This is a genomic window from Vagococcus hydrophili (assembly GCF_011304195.1).
In the GTDB taxonomy this organism is placed as follows: Bacteria; Bacillota; Bacilli; order Lactobacillales; family Vagococcaceae; genus Vagococcus; species Vagococcus hydrophili.
In genome coordinates, this window is sequence record NZ_CP049887.1 from 2,618,434 (window position 1) to 2,640,667 (window position 22,234).

22 protein-coding genes are annotated in these 22,234 nt (G+C 32.8%); all 22 read right to left on the minus strand.

Translation table 11 applies throughout. The annotated features are described in order from the left end of the window. Window positions 1-15: 15 nt before the first annotated feature. On the minus strand, window positions 16-1,179 hold the full coding sequence (locus G7082_RS12855; RefSeq protein ID WP_166035506.1) for a flagellin N-terminal helical domain-containing protein: 1,164 nt from the start codon (window positions 1,177-1,179) through the stop codon (window positions 16-18). Between the two features lie 162 nt (window positions 1,180-1,341). Then, window positions 1,342-2,295, minus strand: a complete 954-nt coding sequence (flgL, locus tag G7082_RS12860) for a flagellar hook-associated protein FlgL (protein ID WP_166035513.1) — start codon at window positions 2,293-2,295, stop codon at window positions 1,342-1,344. A 6-nt stretch (window positions 2,296-2,301) separates the two neighbouring features. Beyond that, window positions 2,302-3,873 (minus strand): flagellar hook-associated protein FlgK, encoded by a 1,572-nt coding sequence (gene flgK, locus G7082_RS12865; protein ID WP_166035515.1) that lies wholly within the window; start codon window positions 3,871-3,873, stop codon window positions 2,302-2,304. Between the two features lie 28 nt (window positions 3,874-3,901). Further along, entirely contained in the window at window positions 3,902-4,264 is a 363-nt protein-coding gene (locus G7082_RS12870) for a flagellar protein FlgN (protein WP_166035517.1), read from the minus strand. Window positions 4,265-4,268: 4 nt separating this feature from the next. After that, window positions 4,269-4,547 carry a flagellar biosynthesis anti-sigma factor FlgM gene (gene flgM / locus G7082_RS12875; RefSeq protein WP_166035519.1) on the minus strand — a complete coding sequence of 93 codons (279 nt, stop codon included), beginning with the start codon at window positions 4,545-4,547 and terminating at the stop codon, window positions 4,269-4,271. A gap of 202 nt (window positions 4,548-4,749) precedes the next feature. Beyond that, window positions 4,750-5,799 carry a flagellar motor switch phosphatase FliY gene (gene fliY, locus G7082_RS12880; RefSeq protein WP_166035521.1) on the minus strand — a complete coding sequence of 350 codons (1,050 nt, stop codon included), beginning with the start codon at window positions 5,797-5,799 and terminating at the stop codon, window positions 4,750-4,752. Then, on the minus strand, window positions 5,799-6,797 hold the full coding sequence (gene fliM / locus G7082_RS12885) for a flagellar motor switch protein FliM (protein ID WP_166035523.1): 999 nt from the start codon (window positions 6,795-6,797) through the stop codon (window positions 5,799-5,801). Before fliM ends, fliY begins: the two co-directional genes overlap by 1 nt. Next, window positions 6,794-7,204, minus strand: coding sequence for a chemotaxis protein CheW (locus tag G7082_RS12890; protein WP_166035525.1), 411 nt, complete (start codon window positions 7,202-7,204; stop codon window positions 6,794-6,796). Before G7082_RS12890 ends, fliM begins: the two co-directional genes overlap by 4 nt. A 26-nt stretch (window positions 7,205-7,230) precedes the next feature. Next, the gene (locus tag G7082_RS12895) at window positions 7,231-7,593 is read right to left on the minus strand and encodes a response regulator (protein WP_166035527.1); all 363 of its coding nucleotides are present in this window, start codon (window positions 7,591-7,593) and stop codon (window positions 7,231-7,233) included. A 16-nt stretch (window positions 7,594-7,609) separates the two neighbouring features. Then, window positions 7,610-8,206, minus strand: coding sequence for a chemotaxis protein CheC (locus G7082_RS12900; protein WP_166035529.1), 597 nt, complete (start codon window positions 8,204-8,206; stop codon window positions 7,610-7,612). After that, window positions 8,203-10,227 (minus strand): chemotaxis protein CheA, encoded by a 2,025-nt coding sequence (locus tag G7082_RS12905; protein WP_166035531.1) that lies wholly within the window; start codon window positions 10,225-10,227, stop codon window positions 8,203-8,205. The genes G7082_RS12900 and G7082_RS12905 overlap by 4 nt, the downstream gene beginning before the upstream one ends. A gap of 17 nt (window positions 10,228-10,244) precedes the next feature. Then, on the minus strand, window positions 10,245-11,015 hold the full coding sequence (locus G7082_RS12910) for a CheR family methyltransferase (protein WP_166035533.1): 771 nt from the start codon (window positions 11,013-11,015) through the stop codon (window positions 10,245-10,247). Beyond that, on the minus strand, window positions 11,012-12,028 hold the full coding sequence (locus G7082_RS12915; protein WP_202983111.1) for a protein-glutamate methylesterase/protein-glutamine glutaminase: 1,017 nt from the start codon (window positions 12,026-12,028) through the stop codon (window positions 11,012-11,014). The genes G7082_RS12910 and G7082_RS12915 overlap by 4 nt, the downstream gene beginning before the upstream one ends. 17 nt (window positions 12,029-12,045) lie before the next feature. After that, window positions 12,046-12,537: a chemotaxis protein CheD gene (locus tag G7082_RS12920; protein WP_202983112.1), complete on the minus strand. Its 492-nt coding sequence runs from the start codon at window positions 12,535-12,537 to the stop codon at window positions 12,046-12,048. After that, window positions 12,530-13,024 (minus strand): chemotaxis protein CheW, encoded by a 495-nt coding sequence (locus G7082_RS12925; RefSeq protein ID WP_166035537.1) that lies wholly within the window; start codon window positions 13,022-13,024, stop codon window positions 12,530-12,532. Before G7082_RS12925 ends, G7082_RS12920 begins: the two co-directional genes overlap by 8 nt. Window positions 13,025-13,057: 33 nt before the next feature. After that, the gene (locus tag G7082_RS12930) at window positions 13,058-15,094 is read right to left on the minus strand and encodes a methyl-accepting chemotaxis protein (protein WP_166035539.1); all 2,037 of its coding nucleotides are present in this window, start codon (window positions 15,092-15,094) and stop codon (window positions 13,058-13,060) included. A 40-nt stretch (window positions 15,095-15,134) separates the two neighbouring features. Continuing rightward, window positions 15,135-17,207 (minus strand): methyl-accepting chemotaxis protein, encoded by a 2,073-nt coding sequence (locus G7082_RS12935; RefSeq protein WP_166035541.1) that lies wholly within the window; start codon window positions 17,205-17,207, stop codon window positions 15,135-15,137. 21 nt (window positions 17,208-17,228) lie between these two features. Then, on the minus strand, window positions 17,229-17,939 hold the full coding sequence (locus G7082_RS12940; RefSeq protein ID WP_166035543.1) for a cell division ATP-binding protein FtsE: 711 nt from the start codon (window positions 17,937-17,939) through the stop codon (window positions 17,229-17,231). Window positions 17,940-17,953: 14 nt separating this feature from the next. After that, the gene (locus G7082_RS12945) at window positions 17,954-18,691 is read right to left on the minus strand and encodes a flagellar hook-basal body protein (RefSeq protein ID WP_166035545.1); all 738 of its coding nucleotides are present in this window, start codon (window positions 18,689-18,691) and stop codon (window positions 17,954-17,956) included. 15 nt (window positions 18,692-18,706) lie between these two features. Then, window positions 18,707-19,414: a flagellar hook-basal body protein gene (locus tag G7082_RS12950; RefSeq protein ID WP_166035547.1), complete on the minus strand. Its 708-nt coding sequence runs from the start codon at window positions 19,412-19,414 to the stop codon at window positions 18,707-18,709. Next, window positions 19,411-20,121 carry a sigma-70 family RNA polymerase sigma factor gene (locus G7082_RS12955; protein ID WP_166035549.1) on the minus strand — a complete coding sequence of 237 codons (711 nt, stop codon included), beginning with the start codon at window positions 20,119-20,121 and terminating at the stop codon, window positions 19,411-19,413. Before G7082_RS12955 ends, G7082_RS12950 begins: the two co-directional genes overlap by 4 nt. Window positions 20,122-20,161: 40 nt before the next feature. Beyond that, window positions 20,162-22,234 carry a flagellar biosynthesis protein FlhA gene (gene flhA, locus G7082_RS12960; RefSeq protein ID WP_166035551.1) on the minus strand — a complete coding sequence of 691 codons (2,073 nt, stop codon included), beginning with the start codon at window positions 22,232-22,234 and terminating at the stop codon, window positions 20,162-20,164.

Below are 22,234 nucleotides of genomic sequence, written 5' to 3' on the forward strand. Positions count from 1 at the left end.
TCGTTTTCATAAAAATTATTGTAATAAAGAAAGGACACTTTGTGGCATTGCATTTGCTTGTGCCAACATTGAAGTTGCTGCTTGAGAAAGGATATTGTTCTTAGTGAAGTTCATCATTTCTTCAGCCATATCTACGTCTCTAATACGAGAGTTTGCTTCAGTTAAATTTTCTTGTGCTACAGATAAGTTGTTGATTGTGTGTTGTAATCTGTTTTGAGCAGCTCCTAAGTCAGAACGAGTGCTTGATACTTTTTGAGAAGCTAAGTCTAATTGGTTGATTGCCATTTCAGCTTGTTTTTGATCACCTAAACTTAAATCTCTAATACCTAAAGTTTTCGAATCAATTGTTCCAATTTCAACACTGATGATGTCCCCTGTGTTAGCTCCTACATGGAAGTCTAAACCTGATTTAGGTGTTGTTTGTGCTGTAAATTTAGAAGTATGTGTTTCAGCAGTTGTTACTTCTCCTTTACCGTAACGACCTTCTGTTGTTAATTTAATTACGCCAACATTTGAATCTTTTGTTGGTGGTGTCGCTGCTGTATCACCTTTTTTGATGATAGTAAATGTTCCGTCTTCATTATCTTTTTTATCAAACTTAGCTGCATCAGCACCACTTAATACAACATCAGGTGTTCCATTAGCATCTCTAGTATATTCAACAGTTAATTCTCCTTCTAGATGTTTATCAGAATAACTTACTGTCATATATAAATCAGCATTGTCAGATTTACTAATATCTTGTACAGATGAGCTATCAAACTCACCATCTAATAAGTTCTTTTGGTTAAAGTTAGTTGTTTGTGAAATACGATCTACTTCATCTTTTAATGCGTCAAATTCTTTGTTGATTTCAGCACGGTCTTCGTTGCTTAAAGTACCATTTGACCCTTGAGTTGCTAAATCACGCATACGATTGATGATGTCATGTGTTTCGTTTAAAGCACCCTCAGCTGTTTGGATTAATGAAATTCCATCTTGTGCGTTACGGCTAGCTTGTTTTAAACCACCGATTTGACCTTTCATTTTTTCAGAAATTGCTAAACCTGCTGCGTCATCTCCGGCACGGTTGATACGTAATCCTGATGATAATTTAGCTAATGAATTCGCTTTTCCATTGTTTGCTGCTGTTAAACGTGAATATGTGTTTAAAGCTGGTACGTTTGTATTAATTCTCATTGTTGTTTTCCTCCTATGTTTTAAACCTTCTTTTTTGAGGTTACCCTCTGTTATATATATCGGTTATTTATTGTTATATTTAACAATTTTTAGTTTTATTTTTTTCACATACAAAAAAAAAACACATAAAAATTACTAATAAAAGTAATTTTTATGTGTTTTTTAAACGTAATCAAGCAAACTAGTTTGCATAATTTTACTTCCAACTGATAAACATGCTTGGTAAGCAACCATTTGATTACTAAATTCCATGTATTTTTCAGCCACATCAATGTCTTGTTTCTCAGATAAAGCTTCTTTTAATTGAAGATTTTCAGCTTCATTACGATCTCTTGCTGATTCTAATCGATTAGTCGTTGTTCCTATTTTAGCACGAGCATCCACCATGTTCTCAAGATGAGTATCCCACCTAGCAACTAATCCTGTTGCTGGTTGATCACTAGTAGCTGCTGTTCCTGAGATAGCCGCATGATCATTATTATTCATAGCAAGCATTAGATCTTGAACAAAAATATTTAAATTATCAACATTTCCATTAGCGTCTGTCGTCTCATTCATGAACTTAGTTCCATCTGTAACTAGCTCAACATTCACACCCTCAGCTATTTCTCTAGGTAGATTGTTAGCTGTTCCATGATACTTAATCTCTGTAATATCCCCATTGTCATCCTTAACAACTTCGAAAGGAGGTGTTTGAGTATTCTGACCACCAAAGACATAGCGTCCATCATAAGTTGTATTAAGAGAGTCGACAATGCCATCAATCTCAGAAATCATTTCTTGCTTGTTAGCTTTCATTTCGTCTGGACCTAACGTTTCATTGGCACTTGCTAGCATTAAATCTCTCACACGGTGCATTGATTCTGTGGCATTTTTAAGTGCCGCATCTTGTGTGTTACTCCAACCGATAGACTCATTAATCGTTTGGTTATACCCCTCGTTTCGATAAATCGAATCATTCATTTGTAGAATTTTAGAAAAAGCTAAAGGATTATCTGAAGATTTTTCAATTTCTAAAAAAGAACTTAATTGACGATGATATTTATTCATCATTGTATAATTGTGATTTAAATTTCGTTGAAATGACGCGTGTTGATTAGCATCTGATACTCTCATTTATAACTACACTCCTGTTCTATTAATTAATGTATCTAATAAATCAGATACAACAGATATTACTCTAGCATTTGCTTGGAAAGCACGTTGGAAACGCATAACATCCGTGATTTCCTCATTGATATTTACACCTGAAACAGAATATTTACGATCTTCTAATTGGAAAAGTAAAAATTCTTGAGTGGTTACTCGATTATCTGCTTGTTGCTTAGCAATACCATTTTTAGTCACGATATCAATATAAGAACCAAGTAGAGTTGAACCTCCTGGCTCATCTTTAATTGTCATCGTATCCGGGTCATAATCAAAGGTCGCATTAGGATAGCCTAATTTGGTATCTTTTAATTTACCAATTTCTTTAGCTCTCGTACCATCCCCCACAGATCCATCAGATGGTAAGTACTCACCGGGATTGTTTGGATCTGGAACACGAACTTCTTTTCCTGCGTTAACTAATGAAGGATCTTTTTTTAATTTATCATTTACTTTAATATTTTTTGCAAAATTAGGATCGTTGGGATCTCCCAAAGTAAAGAAATCATCGCCCTTACCACCATCAGAATGGATAATATTAACTGATGTTGCTAAATTAAACGTAAAAATATTAAATTCTTCTGTCCTAGCATCAATTTCTGCTAATCCTTCTTGCAAACCTTTTGCCGCACCACTTTCAACCGCAATTGGCTGGAATGTTGGTGGTGTATCTTTAGGATCTGAAATTAATAACTGCCCAACTGGATAATTCTCACCATTCGTCAAAGGTACCTTCTCGTTAGTTAAGTTACCACCTTCTGAAACTAAAGGTTGGTCATTAGCATCAGTTCCTACAACAACACTAATCGTTTTAATTTCACCTGGAGCTAGGATAGTTTCTCCACCCATTTTGACTGATACTCGGCCATATTCATCAAATGTTGTTTCAATATTACCAAAGCCAGATAAATCTTCTAGTAGCATATCTCTTCTATCAAGTAAATCGTTTGGCGTTCCACCATCTGCAGATGCTTTAAAAAGTTGCTGATTAATTTCATTTAACTCTTCTAATTTAGAATTGAAATCTAATACATTTTTTTCAAGGACTGAAACAGTGTCATTATGCAATGTTTCTAATTGTTTAGCCGTACGATTAATGTTCTCAGCTAAATTATTTCCATTTTCAACAACAATTAATTTTGCTGTATTCGATTCAGGATTATTAGCTAGTTGCGACCAAGCATCAAAATAGGCAGCTAAATCATCTGAAATTGCTTTTTGTCCTGGACTTTCATTAAAAATACTTTCAATTTGACCTAAAACATCTGCTTTTTGCTTGTATTGATTATATACCGAATTTTCTTTTCTAATGTTTGCTAATACAAACTGGTCAGAGGCTCTAGAAATTGAGTTAACTTTTGATCCTGTTCCAATTTGCCCTATTCCTGTGTAAGTATAAGGTTGGTTTGTTTCCATATCCGCTCTTTGTCTTGAATAACCTGGCGTATTGGCATTAGCAATATTATGTGATGATGTTTCTAATGCCGTTTGTTGTGTGTTCATACCACTGTTTGCAGTACCGAGAGTTCCAAATAAACCTGTCATGAGTTTCCTCCTACGTTTTTCTAATTATTTACATTGAATGATTGATAAATCCAACATCTGTTTGCTTTTGTAAGCTACCTTGTCTTGAATAAGTAGCATTCGTTTTCTGCGCTGCATCACCTACCACTTTTAAGAAATTATCATTAAAAGAGATAGCTTGTTGCGTGAGTAGTAGATTATCATCTTGTAGTTGTTTGACTTCTAAAAGCAACTTTTTTTCATTATCACTTGGAATAGAAGTGACTAATTTTAAAGAGTCTGCGATTGTTTCTTTTTGTTTTGAAATTTTTTCTATTTTAACGCCATCGCTTTCAATCAACGCTTTGTTTTCTTTTTTTAAAATTCTAATTAATTGTTTTAGTAATGGCGTAAGCTGTTTAGTTGTCTCCATATACTTATTCTTGTCCTTTTAACGTCATAAATATCTTGTCAGCAATCTCTTCTGAAGAAACTTTATATGTGCCATCTTTTATTGCTTTTTTGATATCTTGAACTTTTTGAGAGTTATCTATCTCTGTAACGTGATGTTCCATTCTTAATTTTTGGCTAGTATTAGATAAATTAATTTCTACACACTCGTTACTAGATGATTTTTTTATTTTTTCTCTATTTTCATTCGTTTTTTGTGAATTATAAGTATCACCATATTTATTATATTGATTATTTATTTTCATATGAATTTCTCCTTTATAAAATGATAACCGCTAGCATTAAGCTCTACATATTAGTTATCGGCTCTTTAAATATTTAGTTAAGACTAAGAAACTAGTTTAACAGCTAATATAATAAGCAATACATATTTTTTATGAAAAAACATTGATTAAACGAAAAAATGCAAAAAAAGATGAACAAGCCTGATAGACTCATTCATCCATTTTAATGTAAATTATTGATTCGCTGTTTTTGTGATAATATACTTGTAACTCTGATGCCAAAATTCTCATTGATGACAACCACTTCACCATGTGCTATCAATTTACCATTGACATAAACTTCTAAAGGCTCATCAGTTAGTTTATCTAATTCAACGACAGAACCCACACCAATTGATAAAATTTCTTTAATAGATTTTCGACTGTTTCCTAGTACAACACTAAAATCTAAGGGGACATCCATTAATAAATCTAAGTTATCAACATTTGTTTCGACTTTTTTTACATCTAAATCTTCAAATTCTGGTTGTTGGATGACAATTTTTCGAGTATTTTCTTTCTTAGGAGCCGGCTTTTCAATCACTTTTTCTGCCACGACTTCACGTCCTTCTAAAACTTCTGCTGTATCTTTCATCATAAGTTCCGAAATTTCTTCAACCATTTCACGTGTGTATATTTGCATGATTTCACTTTCAATCACACCTTCAACAGATAAATCGAATGATACTTTTGATACGACTGTGTCTAGGGCAATTCCTGTGTAACTAACTGACTCTTCGTCCTTCCATAAATTGACTTCTGGAGGTAAGATATCCACTTTTTTACCAATCATAGTTGCCATAGATGTTGATGCCGAACCGATCATTTGATTCATAGCCTCACCCACTGCGCTAAGTTCTAATTCAGTGAACTCTGTGTTGTCAGGATGTCCATCTCCACCAATCATTAAATCGGCAATAATAATCGCATCTTCCACATTTAAGAGTAGTAAATTACTTCCTTCTAACCCTTCCTTAAAGCCTACAACTGATGATACTTTTGGTGTTACCAAATCACTTAATATCTCATTAAACTCTACATATTTTACTCTAGGCGTTGTAATGGTTACTCTTCGATTCAAAATTGAAGACAGAGTTGTTGCTGCTTGAGACATTGAAATATTTCCAACTTCTCCAATTAAATCGGTAATTTCTTGATTAAAGAGAGGTTCTACTGACTCACTTTCTTCTTTTAATAACTTTTCTATTTGTTCTTGAGATAAATTTTCGCTCATTATTCTGATTCTCCTTCTGAAATTTCTAATACTTCAACCGCTAACCTTTTTTCTTTTTTACCAGGTTTAACGTAACCAAAGAATTGATCTCCTGCATACATTTTTAGTGGCTCTGAAATTTTTTGATCTAAACTTATGGCGTCACCAACCTCGAGATTTATAAAATCAGAAAGAGTCATTTGGGTCGTCCCTAAAACAGCCTGAAGTCCTAAGTCAACGCTTTTGATATTTTTATGTAAGTGATCATTGTCTTCTTGATTAAATCCCTTGTCAGAATCAAACCAATTTCTGAAGCTCAATTTATCCATAATTCCTTCGAAAAAGACATAAGGGATACAAAGATTAATAAAAGTTTTTTGATTTAAAACAGAAACTGTACATGTCACTAAAACTACTGGCTCATTAGGTGACATGTTTTGTAATAGTTGGGGATTTGTATCTAGTCCATTAAGGTGACAATCTAATTCCACAATATCATTCCAAGCCGTTTCAAAAGCAAGTATTAAAATTTTGTATACTTCTTCTAATAAAGCAAGTTCAATATCAGTAAACCCTTTTTTCTCCTGATTTTTGAATTTACCAATTTCAGTCTCACTTCCTCCACATAAAAGTTCAACTAAAATCATTGAAAATTGCGGATTTATTTCAATCATTTGAACACCTGATAAAGGCGTTGATTGAAAGAGACCTAATAGAGTGAATTTAGGAATCGAATGAATAAATTCATCATAACTAATTTGCTCAATTGATGCTAATTTAAGAGAAACGTTTGATCTAATTTGTGTCGTTAAATGATTACCTGCGTACTTAGAAAAATCCTCAAAAATCATAAACAACGTATTGATGTATTCTTTTGATAATTTAGTTGGTCTTCTAAAATCATAAGATTTAACGTTGGATTCTTCTTCTTTATCTAAATAAGCCTTTTCATCAATCTCACCACTACTCATAGCATTTAAAAGCGCATCAATTTCTTGTTGTGTCAATACTTGTGTCAAATTGATCCCTCATTTTCAGTAAATATTGTCATTATGTCGATAATATTGGTTAGTTTATCTTGAATCATGATAATTCCTTCAACATTATCATCATTTTTTGAATCTAAAGTCTGAATCTCTTCTGAATCAATCGTAAAAACGCCCACAATATCTTCAACAAGTAATCCAATTTTTTCTTCTTCATTTGTAATCACTATAATATTTTTATGAAGACTATTTTCATCTTCTTTAAGAAATTTAGAAAAATTAACTAGTGTCACAATCGTTCCTCTTAAATTAATCAAGCCCTCAACCCAAGATTGGGCTTGAGGGACCTTGAAAATTTTAGTTGATTTAATTATTTCACCGACATTTTCAGTTTTTATACCATAGTACTTTTCACCCTTAGTAAAGACAATTAATTGCATAATTTTTTCTCCTCACTGTAATACAACTACACACTAACTTTATCTAACGCTTTGATTACTCGATCTGCATCAAAAGGTTTGACAATAAAATCAAGTGCACCTTCACGAATAGCTTCCATAACCATCGATTGTTGCCCCATAGCACTACACATTAATACTTTTGCATTAGCATCAAATTCTTTGATTGCTTTTAATGCTTCCACACCGTCCATCTCAGGCATTGTTATGTCCATTGTCACTAAATCTGGTTTTTCAGTTTTGTATTTCTCAATTGCTTCTAAACCATTTTGAGCTTCTCCTAAAACAGAATAACCATTCTTCTCTAAAATATCCTTAAGCTTCATTCTCATAAATACCGCATCATCTACTATTAAAACTGTTTTTGTCATTATTATTTCCTACTTTCTACATTCCTATTGATTTAAATAAATTTTCTAAAACGCCAACTTCAGGTATAAAATAAAGAAGAGCATCCATTTTTTTTCCAGAGTAATAAAACTCATTTTCGATAATCAAAACTTCATCATCAAATTGATCAAATACCATATATAAACTACTAATAATCGAACCAAACATATCAATAGTTAATCCTGGTTCAGATGTGTGAAACTCAATTTCTAACATTTGACCAATTGAATTCATAAATGAATTAACCAAGATATTAGAAAGTTCTGTAATCGCTGAACCAATCATTTCTTCAGATTTCTCAAAATCTGGCGGTAGCATCATATCACAAATTTCACTAGCTGAACTCTCTGGGAGAGCAAATAAAAACATGCCTTCCCCTTTACTGCTAACTTGAATTGTCACAGCATAAATAATTTCACTTTCAGCCATAATATCCTTGTACAGTTCTTCATAATTCATCACTTTTATCAAAGGAACAATCATTTCAACTGGCTTATCAATTAAAACAGAAATACTTGTTGCTGCATGACCGCCACCAATATTCACTAACTCTTTTAACGCATCAATTTCTAAAGAAGTTAATTTATTCATCATATTTTTTTCACGCTACCTTCACTACAAATCACATTTATATCTAATATCAAAGTGATATCCCCGTTACCAAGAATCGTAGCACCTAAAAATTTATTCAAGTGTTTCAACTCTCGTCCAAGTTTCTTTATCACAATTTCTTGTTGCCCTATTAATTCATCTACTAGAAACGCATAGTAATTTTTACCTAGTAGTACAATAATCAAATGAGGATTCCCATCAGGATGTTCATTTTTAGGTAATTCTAAGATTTCTTGGAGCCTAATGACTGGAATTGCAATATCTTGATACATAAACACTTCTTTCATATGTATTTTAGAGATATTTTCCTCAGAAACTTCAACTACTTTCTCGATAGATCCTTGTGGTAATGCGAAAAGTTCCCCAGAAACTTTCACCATGAGTGATTGAATAATCGATAATGTCAAAGGCAAATTAATCGTAAATGTTGATCCTAAATCTACTTGACTTTGAAGTTCAATTGAACCACCTAATTGACTAATTTTAGACTGAACGACATCCATTCCAACCCCACGACCGGAGACATTCGTAACTTCTTGTGCAGTAGAAAAACCAGGATGAAAAATTAAATGAAGGATTTCTTTCTCTGAGAGACCTTCCGTTGAAATACCTTTTTTTTCAGCACTATTTTTTATAACTTCTGGATTAATACCTTTACCGTCATCCGAAACAGTGATTGTGACCCTGTTTCCTTGTTGAAATGCGGTAATCTTAATTTCACCTTCAACTGGTTTACCTAATTCCTGTCTCCGCTCTCTAGATTCAATCCCGTGATCAGCCGAATTTCTAATGAGATGGACAAGAGGTTCGCTTAATTCAGAAACCACCGTTCGATCTAATTCAGTATCTTCACCTTCAATAACTAACGTCATATCTTTGTCTAAATCACGTGCTAAGTCACGAACAACCCTTGGAAATCGATTCATAACAACACTTACTTGCTGCATTCTGATCTTTAAAACCAAATCTTGGAGTTCAGACGTTATTCTAGCAACTTCTGTTAATGGCTCTTTGATATCATGTTTCGTATCACTTGTGCTTATATTTTCTAACCTTGTCCGGTAAACAACTAGCTCGGAAACTAAATTCATGAATGTATCTAATTTAGTTAAATCAACTTTTATTGATTGCTGACCATGTTTAGCTGCTTGTTTATTTTTCTCTTTTTTGGTGGGTGCTTTTTGAGTTGGTACATCTTTACTTTCAGATACAGCAACTACTTCTACTTGTTTTGTAAAAATTTCATCGGGCGTTAATACATCCATCGTTTCAATATCACTGTTTGATAATATATTTTCTCGAACTACTTCTTGAGTTTTATCAGTAATTAAAATTAAATGAAAATCTTGATCAAATTCGCCTTTTTCTAACGTTTCTGTATCAGGATAGCTAAAGGTTACTTCCCCGACTTGATTTAATTTATCTAAAATCAAGTAAACTCTAGGTGCTTTTAACGTACACGTCTCTTCTAATCTAATACTCACCCCAAAAGGCATATAATTAGTATTTTCTAAATCGTTCATTAATTGAATATCTACAGAAGTTAAATGATCTGTTGGAAAACAAATTGTTTCTTTTTTATTTTTTTTTATGACTTCATCTTCAACAACGTCTTCTGTTGAATTTTCAACTTCCTTTAACCGCTTCATTAAAGACGAAATCTCTGCCTCTTCAAAATCAGTTTCACTTCTTAAACTTTCAATGATTTCAGATAAAGAATCCAAACAATCAAATATTAAAGAAATACTATCTGAGTTGACTTCAACTACTTTATTTTTAAAATGTTGAAAAATATTTTCCATGCGGTGAGTCAGTTTAGCCATTGTCTCATATCCCATCGTTGCTGCCATTCCTTTTAACGTATGTGCCGATCTAAAAATACTATCTATCGTCTCTTCACTTCCAGGATCATTTTCCAATTCTAAAACACCATCGTTTAAATTTTCTAAATGTTCATCTGCCTCTTCAAAAAACAGTTCCCGGTATTTTTCATTATCATCCATTTAAATCCCTCCTTCCTTTATTTTTGGTAAATAAATGAATCTATTTTCTTAAATCCAAATTTTTCAGGTTGATTGATTGTTTCTGTTGCTCCTGTGAAGAAAATTCCACCAGGTGCCAATGAATCGTAAAATTTTTGATAAAGCGCATCACGTGCTTCAGATTTGAAATAAATGGTAACATTTCGACAAATAATTAGATGAAATCCTGTTTCAAAGCGACTTTGAAGTAAATCATGCTCTTTAAATCTAATATTATTTTTAATTTCCTTTTTCACTTCAAATCCGTTATCCTTCTCTAAAAAATGCGATTGTAATTGCTTTTGTGAGACATTTTTTAATTCATTTTTAAAATAAAATCCTTTCTTTGCTCGATCAAGGATTATCTTATCTATATCTGTTGCCAGTATCTTCCCAGATAATTTAATGTCATTTTCTTCAAATAACATGGCTAGACTATATGGTTCTGATCCATTAGAACAAGCAGCGCTCCAACATTTCAATGAAGAAAAATTGGTTTGTAAATCACTTTTCACGTGTTTAGTTAAAGCCGTAAACAATTCTGGATTTCTAAAAAACTCTGTCACATTAATGGTCAAATAATCCTTTAACTCGTCTTTAACTTCCTTATCTTTTTCCATTAAATTCATATAATCTTTTAAACTGGTTACTTCTCTATTTTCCATCATATTCAGAATCCGTCTTTGTAATTGACTCTCTTTGTATGATTCTAAATCCATACCTAGATGCCTAATTGCCCATTTATTGAATTCTTCAAAGTTCTTTTTCATTGTTTCACCCTTATCATCCAATCTAATTTAGTGCCAATCATATCTAATGATAGAATCTCATCAACCACTCCTAATTCAACAGCTCTTCTAGGCATTCCATAGACGACTGAAGTTTCTCTGTCTTGAGCAATTGTATAACCTTTATTATTAGCAATTATTTTCATTCCTTCTGCCCCATCACTTCCCATTCCGGTCAGAATGATACCAACCAAACTCTTCCCATAAACTTTGGAGGCTGATTCAAACAATGGATCAACAGCAGGTCTAACACTATTAATTTTTTTCTCTTCATTCGTTAAATAAATTCTTCGCTGATCAATGCGCATATGATAATCTCCAGGAGCAATATAAACCACTCCTGGTCTGATTAACTCGAGGTGTTTAGCCTCAACTACTTCAACATTTGCTTCAGTATTCATTCGTTTTGAAAAAGATTTTGTAAACCCAGAAGGCATATGTTGCACAATAAATATAGGAACATTTAATGTTTTTGGAATATACTTAATAATTTCCATCAGCGCTTTTGGTCCTCCTGTTGAAGAGCCAATGACAATTCCGCGGACTTTATTTGGAAACCTTTTTTCGCCAACTACCTTAACTTCTTTAATCACTTCAACAGAACCAGGTTTAACGATAATCGATTTAATCTTTTTTTCTAGTTCCTCTTTAAAAGAATCTTCTATTTTTGATATATTGGAAGGTTTCTCTACAAAATCCATCGCCCCATTCTCTAAACAAGTAATTGTCATTTCTTCACCTGAATGGGAACTTAACATGATTACTGGTATATTAAATTCTCTTTTAATGATTTTTAATGTTTCTAACCCATTAATTCCTGACATTTCAATATCTAGGGTTATCAAATCAGGCTGTATTTTTTTTAGTTTTAAAAGCGCATCTTCTCCACTCCTAGCAGTAGCACTTACTACCACATTGGAAATTTGATTGACTTGATCTGATAAAACTTTCCTCATAAAAGCCGAATCATCAACAACCATTACTTTAATTGACATTTAATCTACCTCTCACTTTATAGTTCATATACTTCCCGATTGACCATTTTTATAGAGACGGTCATCTCTTCCACATTTACAAAAATCGAACGTCCCATATTCCCACCTACGTGCTTAGCAACGATAGGAATTCTGAGTTCTTTTAGAGCTTTTTCAACAGCCTCTATATTTCGTTCGCCTACATTTTGTGATTTCACATCATTAGCTAGCTTAAACATACTTGCACCACCAGCTATTTTGGCAGCCAATCTACCATGATTAGGTTGTAACTTTTTGATTTCTTCAACCATTGCAGGAATGGCTAAATCTGCAAATTTTTCAACTTTGATCATACTTCTTGTAGTAAACATTTCACTATCAGGTAGCATAATATGACTCAATCCTGCAATTTTGTTTTTCTTATCATAAATAACAATACCAATACAAGATCCCAAACCTAACGTCAATAATTGATCTGGGGCTTTGGCAATTTTATAATCCGATATTCCAACTTTTATGTCATTACTCATCGTCTTCACTCAATTCACTTGAGGTTTCAGAACTTTCTACTTCTAAACTACGTAGTAACTTATCTAACATAATGTTTCCTTCAAAAAGTGCATCGATATTTAACTGAATAACAATGCCTTCTTTTGTTCTAACAAAGCTATCTATATAATTTTTATCAAACGTAACATCATTATTCATCATTTCGAATTGCTCCACTGAGAAATCAACAATTCCTTTTATAGAATCCACAACTAACCCAAGGCACTCATCTTTCCACTGAACAACAATAATTTTTAAGTCATTATTTCTCACCGTTTCTTGTGCATATAACCGTTGATTTAAATCGATTACTGGTAATATAGTCTCATTGTAATCAATCACACCTAGAACAAATTGTGATGTCTCTGGGATTGGAATAGGTTCTGTCCATTGAATGATTTTTTCAATCTTTTTGATTGGAAGACTTAATGCTTGTCTTTGGCTCAAAAAAACAATTTGTTTTTCCATACTTTTTCCTCCACTAAAACGACTTGCTACATTTTAAATATTGAATTGATTAACTTGTTTTTTCAAACCATCAGCAATTGTTTCAAGATCTTGAATATTAGCAGTGAACTCCTGCATTGTTGCTAATATTTCTTCAGCATTTGCTGATACTTCTTCTGTCCCGGCAGAATTTTCTTCAGTTGATGCTGAAATATTTTCAACCGAAAACAGAACATCATCTTTTTGCTGCTTAATATCTTGACTAAGTTGATCAATTTTATGAACGTTTTGAATAATCGTATCGAACTGTTGAGTGACTTTATCTGTTGAATCAATGGCACTATTGATAATCTCTGTTTGTTTTTGACCACCATCATATGAAGCTGAGACTTGTGTTACCATTTCGTTTGATTTCATTTGAATTTCTTCAATAATTGTCTCAATATCTTTCGTTGAAATAGCGCTTTGTTCAGCTAACTTACGTACCTCTTCGGCAACAACAGCGAATCCTTTACCTGCTTCACCAGCTCGTGCTGCTTCAATGGAAGCATTTAGCGCTAGTAGATTGGTTTGAGTTGAAATATCCGTAATAACTTGAATAATTTTATTAATGTTTTGAATATCCGTATTCATACCAGCCATATTATCTACTAATAATTTTAATTTTTCTCTTTCAATCTCCCAGTTTTCATGCACATCATGCATTAAGTCCGAATTATTTTGGTTATCCTGACTAGCTGTTAGTGCTTGGTCATTCATTTCAATCGCTGATTGATTAATCACTTCAATAGTATTACCTAATTCATTCATTTCAGTTACAGTTTTTTCTGCATCAATTGCTTGTGAGCTTGTTGCTTGAGCAATTCCTGTAATTGTTTCTGATACTTCTTCCGTTGCTGAATTTGTTTGTTTTGATATATCTGATAAAGAAACACTCATATCTGCAATTTGATTGCTTTCATTTTGGATATTTTTAACCAAATTTGCAAAACCATCTAACATGCCGTTGTAAGCATTCGCAATTTGGCTAATTTCAGCGCCATCTTCTTTTGCCTCACCAGAACCAAAGAATTTAGTTACAAGTGGTCCAGACTCTTTTGTACCACCACGAATATTAATAATTTTAGCTTTTAAATTCCCAGATTTCGCTTTTTCAAAAGAATCAACAATCGTTTTAACTAAACCAATAATTCGATTAGAAACAAAGACTGCGATAAATATTGAGATGACACCCCAAATACCTATAATAATCGATGAATATTTAAACATTTCAGCTTGTTTCATTTGAAATTCTTTTTGTGCTACTTCTGCAATGATGAATAAATCACCTTTAGTTTTGAAATAATAATCATGACCAGCTGGTGTATCAACCATGCCTTTTTCTTCAGTCATTTTTTTAAATCCAGGATTTTCACTGACATTTTTTCCAATTTCGCTCTTTTCATTTGAAGCTAATACTTCACCATTAGCCATGACTAATTTCATTCCACCGTAAATACCTACACTTGTTGTATTAACTATGTTAACCGCTTCATCTGTACTAACATCAATGGCCAATATTCCTTTTATCTGATTGTTCTCCACAACGGCTGTTGACACCGTATTAATTAAGTTTCCTGTGTTTACATCTTTCACTGGTTTCGATATATTAATTTCTTGAGGATTAGCAATTGCTGTCTTGTACCATTCTCGTTCTTTATACTGATCTGGTGTCATTTTGAAAGTGACACTGCTTACAATATCTTTGTTATTTGGAACAAAATAAACATCTGCATAATTTTCATCTGATTCAAATAGGAAATTTAAAACTTTAAGAATTTCCTGCTCTCTTTTCGGACTGTTTAAGTCTCCTTTAAAAACGTCATGCTTCTTTAAAATTTCAATATCGTTTAATGCACTCTTTTGAGCTGCTCCTGCTTGATTTTGAACACTAGCTATTTTCTCTTCCGCTTCAATTGATAGTCGATGCTCTAAGGTTTCTTTCATTAGTTTCATATTGATAAATAAGACAGTAATAACAGGAACTATCGTTAAAAACAGAATAAATCCAATTATTTTGCCTTTTACTGATTTTGATTTTTGTTTTTTCATCCTAACAAATCCTTTTTCAATAATATAGTCTACCCTTTAATTATTTCAAAATAAAACCGTTCGCTTGTAATTTCAATATTTCAGAAATTTGTTCTAAAGCCTCAATATTACTTGAGAACTCTTGCATTGTTGCTAAAATTTCCTCTGCATTAGCAGATACTTCTTCCGTTCCAGCTGAATTTTCTTCTGTTGAAGCTGAGATATTTTCTACAGCGAATAACACTGAATCTTTTTGAATGGTAGCATCTTTACTCAACTGATCAATTAAAGAAATTTCTTTAGTCAATAAATCAAATTGGTCCACCACTTGATGAGTTGAATCAATCGCTTCATTAATGACTTGAGTTTGTTTTTCTCCACCTTCATACGACTCTCTAACTTGTGTTACCATACCATTTGATTTATATTGAATTTCTTCAATAATTGACTCAATATCTTTCGTCGATTTAGCACTTTGTTCAGCTAATTTTCTAACCTCTTCTGCGACCACTGCAAAACCTTTTCCAGCTTCACCAGCTCGTGCTGCTTCAATCGATGCATTTAGTGCTAAAAGATTTGTCTGTGAAGAAATATCTGTGATAACTTGGATAATTTTGTTTATATTTTGGATATCCATATTCATTCCTGAAATATTTTCTACAAGTTCACCTAATTTACGACGTTCACCTTCCCAATTATCAAATACTTTTTGCATTAACTGAGAGTTCAGTTCATTGACGCTAGTTGCTTTTTCAGTTGTTTTATTCATATCTAAAGATGATTTTTGGATGGAATCAATCACTTGTCCCAATTCATTCATCTCATTAACTGTTTTTTCTGAATCAATTGCTTGGGAACTTGTTGCTTGAGCGATACCTGTGATTGTCTCTGATACTTCTTCAGTTGCTGAATTTGTTTGTTTTGAAATTTCAGATAAAGATATCGTCATATCTGATATTTCATTACTCTCTTCTTGAATCCCTTGAACAAGTCCTGAAAATCCTGTTAACATGTTATTAAATGCAATCACAATTTGAGAAATTTCATTGCCACTTTCTCTTACTTCACCATCACCAAACATTTTTTTAAGGCCTGGTATTCTACTTAAAAGTGGTTTTGTTCCTTCAGAATTACCTTTAGTATTGGTAATTTTTACTGATAAATCACCACTTGAGGCTTTTTCAAAGGCATTGACAATAACTTTTGCTGAACTGATAACACTCTTAGAAATACCTATGGCAATTAAAATAGCTATCGTTCCCCACACAACAATAACTGTTGCTGAAACTTTAATTAAAGATTTTTTTTCTGATTCTAATTCTTTCGGTGAAACACCACCAATTAGAAGTAATCCTGTTTCAGTTTCACCAAAGTATACTTTCTCTGTTCCTTTTCCCGTATAACCTTCTTTTTCTGGTTTATTTTTGAAGAATCTTTCTTCTGAAATATTCTTACCATCAAACCTTGGGTTACCGGACGTTAGAACATCTCCATCTTTAGTAGCTAGAATCATATTTCCTGTTGTTCCTATTAAGGACGATTTAACCATGTCTCCGACATTTTTTAGATTAATATCCACTCCAACAATACCAATAACCTTGTTTCCATCACTTACTGTTTTTGAAGCTGTCATTGATATTTGCTTAGAGCTAATTGACTCATAAGGCTTTGACCACATTATTTTATTAGGATTAGCTAAAGCCTCTTTATACCAAGTGCGATCAACCCTTTCACCGACTTTTGCGTCTTTTTCTTTACCTAGTGACGAAACACTGTCAGCATTAAGCGGCTGATAAAAAACATTTTCTGTATTTTCATCAGCTTCATTGGCCACTTTGATAATGTGTCGAATATTTTCTCGATCTTCTAAAGTATTTTTAGTGTTAATAATCGTTGTATCCTCAGTTAAACGATTAAGAGTATTCTCTATATTATGTTGAATTCCGTTCATCCGGTCTACAACACGAATTGTACTGTTTTTCTCTTCAATCGCTACACGATGAATAATCATCTGATCCATTAACTTCGTATTTAGGAACAGCAATAATAATACTGGTATTATTCCTAAAAATAAAATGATGCTAATAATAACTGGTCCTAGTGATTTTTTTTTCTTCGTTTCTACTTTACTCATAAAAACCTCCATTTTTATTTATTAAATGACAAATATGTCTTTATAGTCACTTGCAAGGCCGTAAGAACCTTCCTTTTGATCTCTAACGATTATGCCTTTTTTTATTTCTAGCACACGATATCTGATGGTATTAACAATTGTTGAATTATGTGTCGCCATCAAGATTGTTGTCCCTTTTTGATTTAGCTGATATAAAATTTTCATAACATCTATTGCAGATTTATTGTCTAAATTTCCCGTAGGTTCATCAGCTAGCAATATTTTCGGATCACTTAAAATAGCTCTTGCAATAGCTACTTTTTGTTTTTCACCAATAGACAATTCATCAGGATAGTAATCTTTATACATCCACATACCGACTTCTTCTAATGCTGTTGTTACTTTATCAGCAATTAGTTTCTTCTCCACACCAATTGCTTGCAGAACATATACTAGATTTTTATAAACCGTCAGATTCTCAAGAAGAATAATTTCTTGAGGAATGATCCCTATTTGTCTTCTAAATTCTGGAATTTTTTTATCTGGTAATCGACACAAATCAATATTTCCAACATTTAAAAGACCATGAGTTAAACGTTCTTCGCAAGTCATCAATTTTATTAAGGTTGATTTTCCTGCACCACTTGGACCAACTAAATAAATAAACTCACCTTGCTTGATTTCTAATGTAATGTTTCTTAATGCTGTCGAATTTTCTGTATATTTTTTAAATACATTTACTAACCTGATCATGTCATATCTTCTTTCTACTGTTTAAAATTATTAATAATTTGCATCATCTCGTCAGTTGATTGAGCAACTTTTGTGTTCATCGAATATACTCTTTGTGTGACAATCATATCTGTCATTTGATCAGCCAAATCAACATTTGAAGCCTCTAAATAATACTGCTTAATAGTCGGATTATTCATTACCTGCGCATTTGTACCTTGAGGTAACTGAAAAAGATTATCTCCTGTTTCCTGGAACTGTTCATAACGATCTGTTGCATAGACTGGAATTTGAGCAACCAATTGATTACCCACTGTTACTTCCCCCCGTTCACTCACTGTAGCACTTCCATTTGGCCAGTTATTTTTAGGTACTAAATAATTAATATCCACTTGATTACCATTGCTCGTTCTAAGAGTTCCATTAGCATCAAATCTAAATGAACCATCTCGAGTATAGGCCATTTGATTATTCGGCAATCTAACTCCAAAAAAACCATCACCCACTAAAGCCAAATCAAAATCGTTTGACCCTGGAATAAAACCTCCTTGTGTCATATTTAACTGTGCCTGTTCCGACTTCATACCACGAGAAATACCATTTAAAAGTAAATTTTCTCGTGACTTTGTATCTTCTCTTAATAATTCGTGAAAATTAGTGTCTTTTTCTTTAAAACCAACTGTATTAGAATTTGCTATATTGTTAGCAACAATATCTAAGTTAGTTTGTAAACCATTCATTCCACTTTTACTGACTGCAAGACTCGGATTCATTTTTTAACAACCTTTCTATACGCGACCTACTTCATTGGTTAATTTTCTAAGCGTTTCATCTGATGTGTGGAGAGCTTTCTGATTGATTTCAAATTGTCTAGCAGTATCCATCAACGTCGTCATTTCATTAACCATATTGACATTTGAGCCTTCAAGCATACTTTTTCTGACAGTACTTGCTCGATCATCCATTCCAGGATTTTCAGCTACAAATAACGACTCACCTTGTGCAGTCAAATCTTCCTGATCTGTGAACCGTGTTAATCTAAAATCAGGTAAATTTTCACGAGCATCAATAGGGGCTCCATTTTTAGAAAGTATTACGTTACCATCCTGAGTGACTAATTGATTTTGCTGATTTACTTGAAAATGTCCGTTCTTGGTGTAACCTATATCACCGTTTGGTAATTGAACATTAAAATAACCTTCGCCTAAAACCGCGTAGTCAGTTGCTTTATTTGTTTGTTTAAAGCTACCACTGGACATGTCTTTGTAAATTTCATCTACCTTATTTCCAAATACAAAAGAACCTAACTCTCTTCTTTTGTTTAATTCTGGACCATTAGTGTAATTATGCAATTTTTGCTCTTCATCTGTTTTTTGAATAGCTTGCTGTGATTTGTAACCGTAAGTATTTGCATTAGCCACGTTAGCACTTGTGTTCTCTTGTTTGGTTTGAAGAACATCTAAATTTCTTTGTAGAGTATACATACTTCTAATCATTTCAAGTCCTCCTCAATCATTTTTTTTAGTTTAATTAATATTTTTCCATGGAGTTGAGAAACACGAGGGACTGAGACTTCTAGAATTTCAGCAATCTCTTTCAACGTTAATTCTTCTACATAGTACAAATTTAGAATAATTTGTTCACGTTCATCTAAAAGAGCAACTGTGCGTCGTAATGCCTGTTTTTTTTCATCATCCATTAATAAAATATCTATAGGTATAGTATCGGTATCTTCAACAATATCTTTTAATTCTAAGGTTTCCCCTTGATTCGTAAAGATCGTATCATCCAAAGAAACATTTGCTAAGTAGTGTATCGTTTCATGGATTTTAGATAGTTGTTTAGCATTAATTTTCATTTCTTTACAAATTTCTTGATCTGTTGCAGTTACCATTTTTTCACGTTCAATTTTCTCTTTAGCTTTATAAAAGCTATCTAAATGTCCCATTCTTGAACGGGAAACTCTGGATGATTTTCTTACCTCATCAATAATTGCCCCACGAACACGTATATAGGCATAACTTTCAAAGGAAACTTTTTTATTCACATCAAATTTTTTCAATGCGTCCATTAATCCGATGACACCAATATTAAATAAATCATCTTTATCATATTCTGTTGACTTTATTTCGATTCTATTAACAACCCTTTTGACAAAAGGAAGATGTTTCACTATTTCTTCCTCATAATCAACTTCATACATGACGATTCCCCCTTTCTTAATACCGTGTTAGCTATAATTTTTAGTCTAATGAAATCATTCCCAAAGTTACTATTTCAATTTCATTGGGTACTTCATTTAAAGAAAGCACCGCAAGGCCTGGAAAATTATATGAAATTAGTTTTTTTAAAGTCAATCTTGTCGTTGGTGATGCTAGAATGACATGTTGAATATTTTCTGCTGTAAACTGTTGATGAACTTTATTAATCGAATCAAAAATTTGTGTAATGACTTCCGGTTTTAATACTGGTATTGATCCTGACGTTGTTTTTTGAGTATTCTTTGAAATCATATCTTCCAATTCAGGATGAATCGTAAGAACTCTCAATACATTATCAGATCCTAAATATTGTTTAGCAATTGTTCTTTTTAGAGACTGTCTAACATGCTCTGTTAAGATTTCTACATCTTTAGTGACCATCCCAAAGTCTGCTAACGTTTCTAAAATAGTTACTAAATCATTAATAGGAATTTGTTCTTTCAGTAAATTTTGTAACACTTTTTGAACTTCACCCAGTCGCATAATATCTGGAATAAGCTCATCAATAACCACATTATATTTATCCTTAATTCCTTCAAGTAAGTGTTTCACTTCTTGTCTACCTAATAATTCTGCTGTATTACTATAAATAACTTCTTTTAAATGAGTGGCAATAACCGTCACAGGCTCAACGATTGTTGCACCGTGAATATCAGCTATATCTCGGTCTTTTTCTTCAATCCATAAGGCATCAAGACCAAAAGCTGGCTCTTTTGCATCAATTCCCTCTAAGTTAAGTTGTTCATTTTCTGGATTAATAACCATTAATTTATTGGGATAAATGACTCCCCTTGCTACTTCATTTCCTTTTATCTTGATACAATAATCATTTGGACCAAGTTGTAGGTTATCCCTTATTCGAATCGGGGTCAGTAGTACACCTAATTCATGGGCACATTGCTTTCTTATGTTAACTATTTGACGCATTAGAGAATTATCCAAGCTGTCATCTGTCATCGGAATTAGCGTATAGCCAATTTCTACTGAGATAGGCTCAACTTGAAAGGATGAGACAGTATCATCTTCTTCTAATTCTTGTTCTTTCTGCATTAAAAGCATCTCTTGTTTTTGTTCAGCTAACTTTTGTTCAGCCAGATCTTCATTTTTGTATTTCTTAAAGGCTATAAATCCAAACACAGCCGACATAATAAAGAATGGTATTTTAGGAAATCCTGGAACCATAGCAATAATAATTAAGACGAAAGATACAATTCCTGCAATTAAAGGATTAGGGAAGAAATCTTTACTGATTGCTGCACCAAATGTATTATTATTATTTGATCTCGTTACTATAATCCCTGAAGAAATTGAAATTAAAAGAGATGGTATTTGACTCACTAACCCATCACCAATTGATAATTTCCCAAATTTACCTAACGCTTCGGAGACATCCATTCCTTGACCCATTGAAAAGATTAAAATACCACCAAGTAAATTGATTAAAGTAATGATAATACCAGCAATGGCATCACCTTTTACAAATTTACTCGCCCCATCCATCGCACCGTAGAAACTAGCTTCACGTTGAAGATCTGCTCTACGTTTCTTTGCTTCATCTTCGTTAATTAGACCTGAATTTAGATCAGCATCAATTGCCATTTGTTTACCTGGCATCGCATCCAGTGTAAATCGTGCAGAAACTTCAGAAACTCGTCCCGCACCATTTGTTACAACGACAATTTGAACGATTGTAATAATTACAAATATAACAGCACCTACAATATAATTATTACCTGCTACAACGTTGGCAAATGCATCAATCACATGACCAGCATTCCCTTTAGTTAAAACTAAACGTGTAGAAGCAATATTTAATCCCAACCTGAACATTGTTGTTATTAACAAAAGCGTTGGAAAAGTTGTAAATTCTAAGACACTTTTTGTAAATAGTGTAATTAACAAAATATTTATTCCGACTGTTATATTTACAATTATTAAAAAATCCAAAAATGAGCTTGGTAAAGGTATGATGATTAGACCAATTACCGCGACAACAACAAAGGATACGATAACATCAGAATAATTCTTATTTTTTAAATTAAATTTTGAAACCAA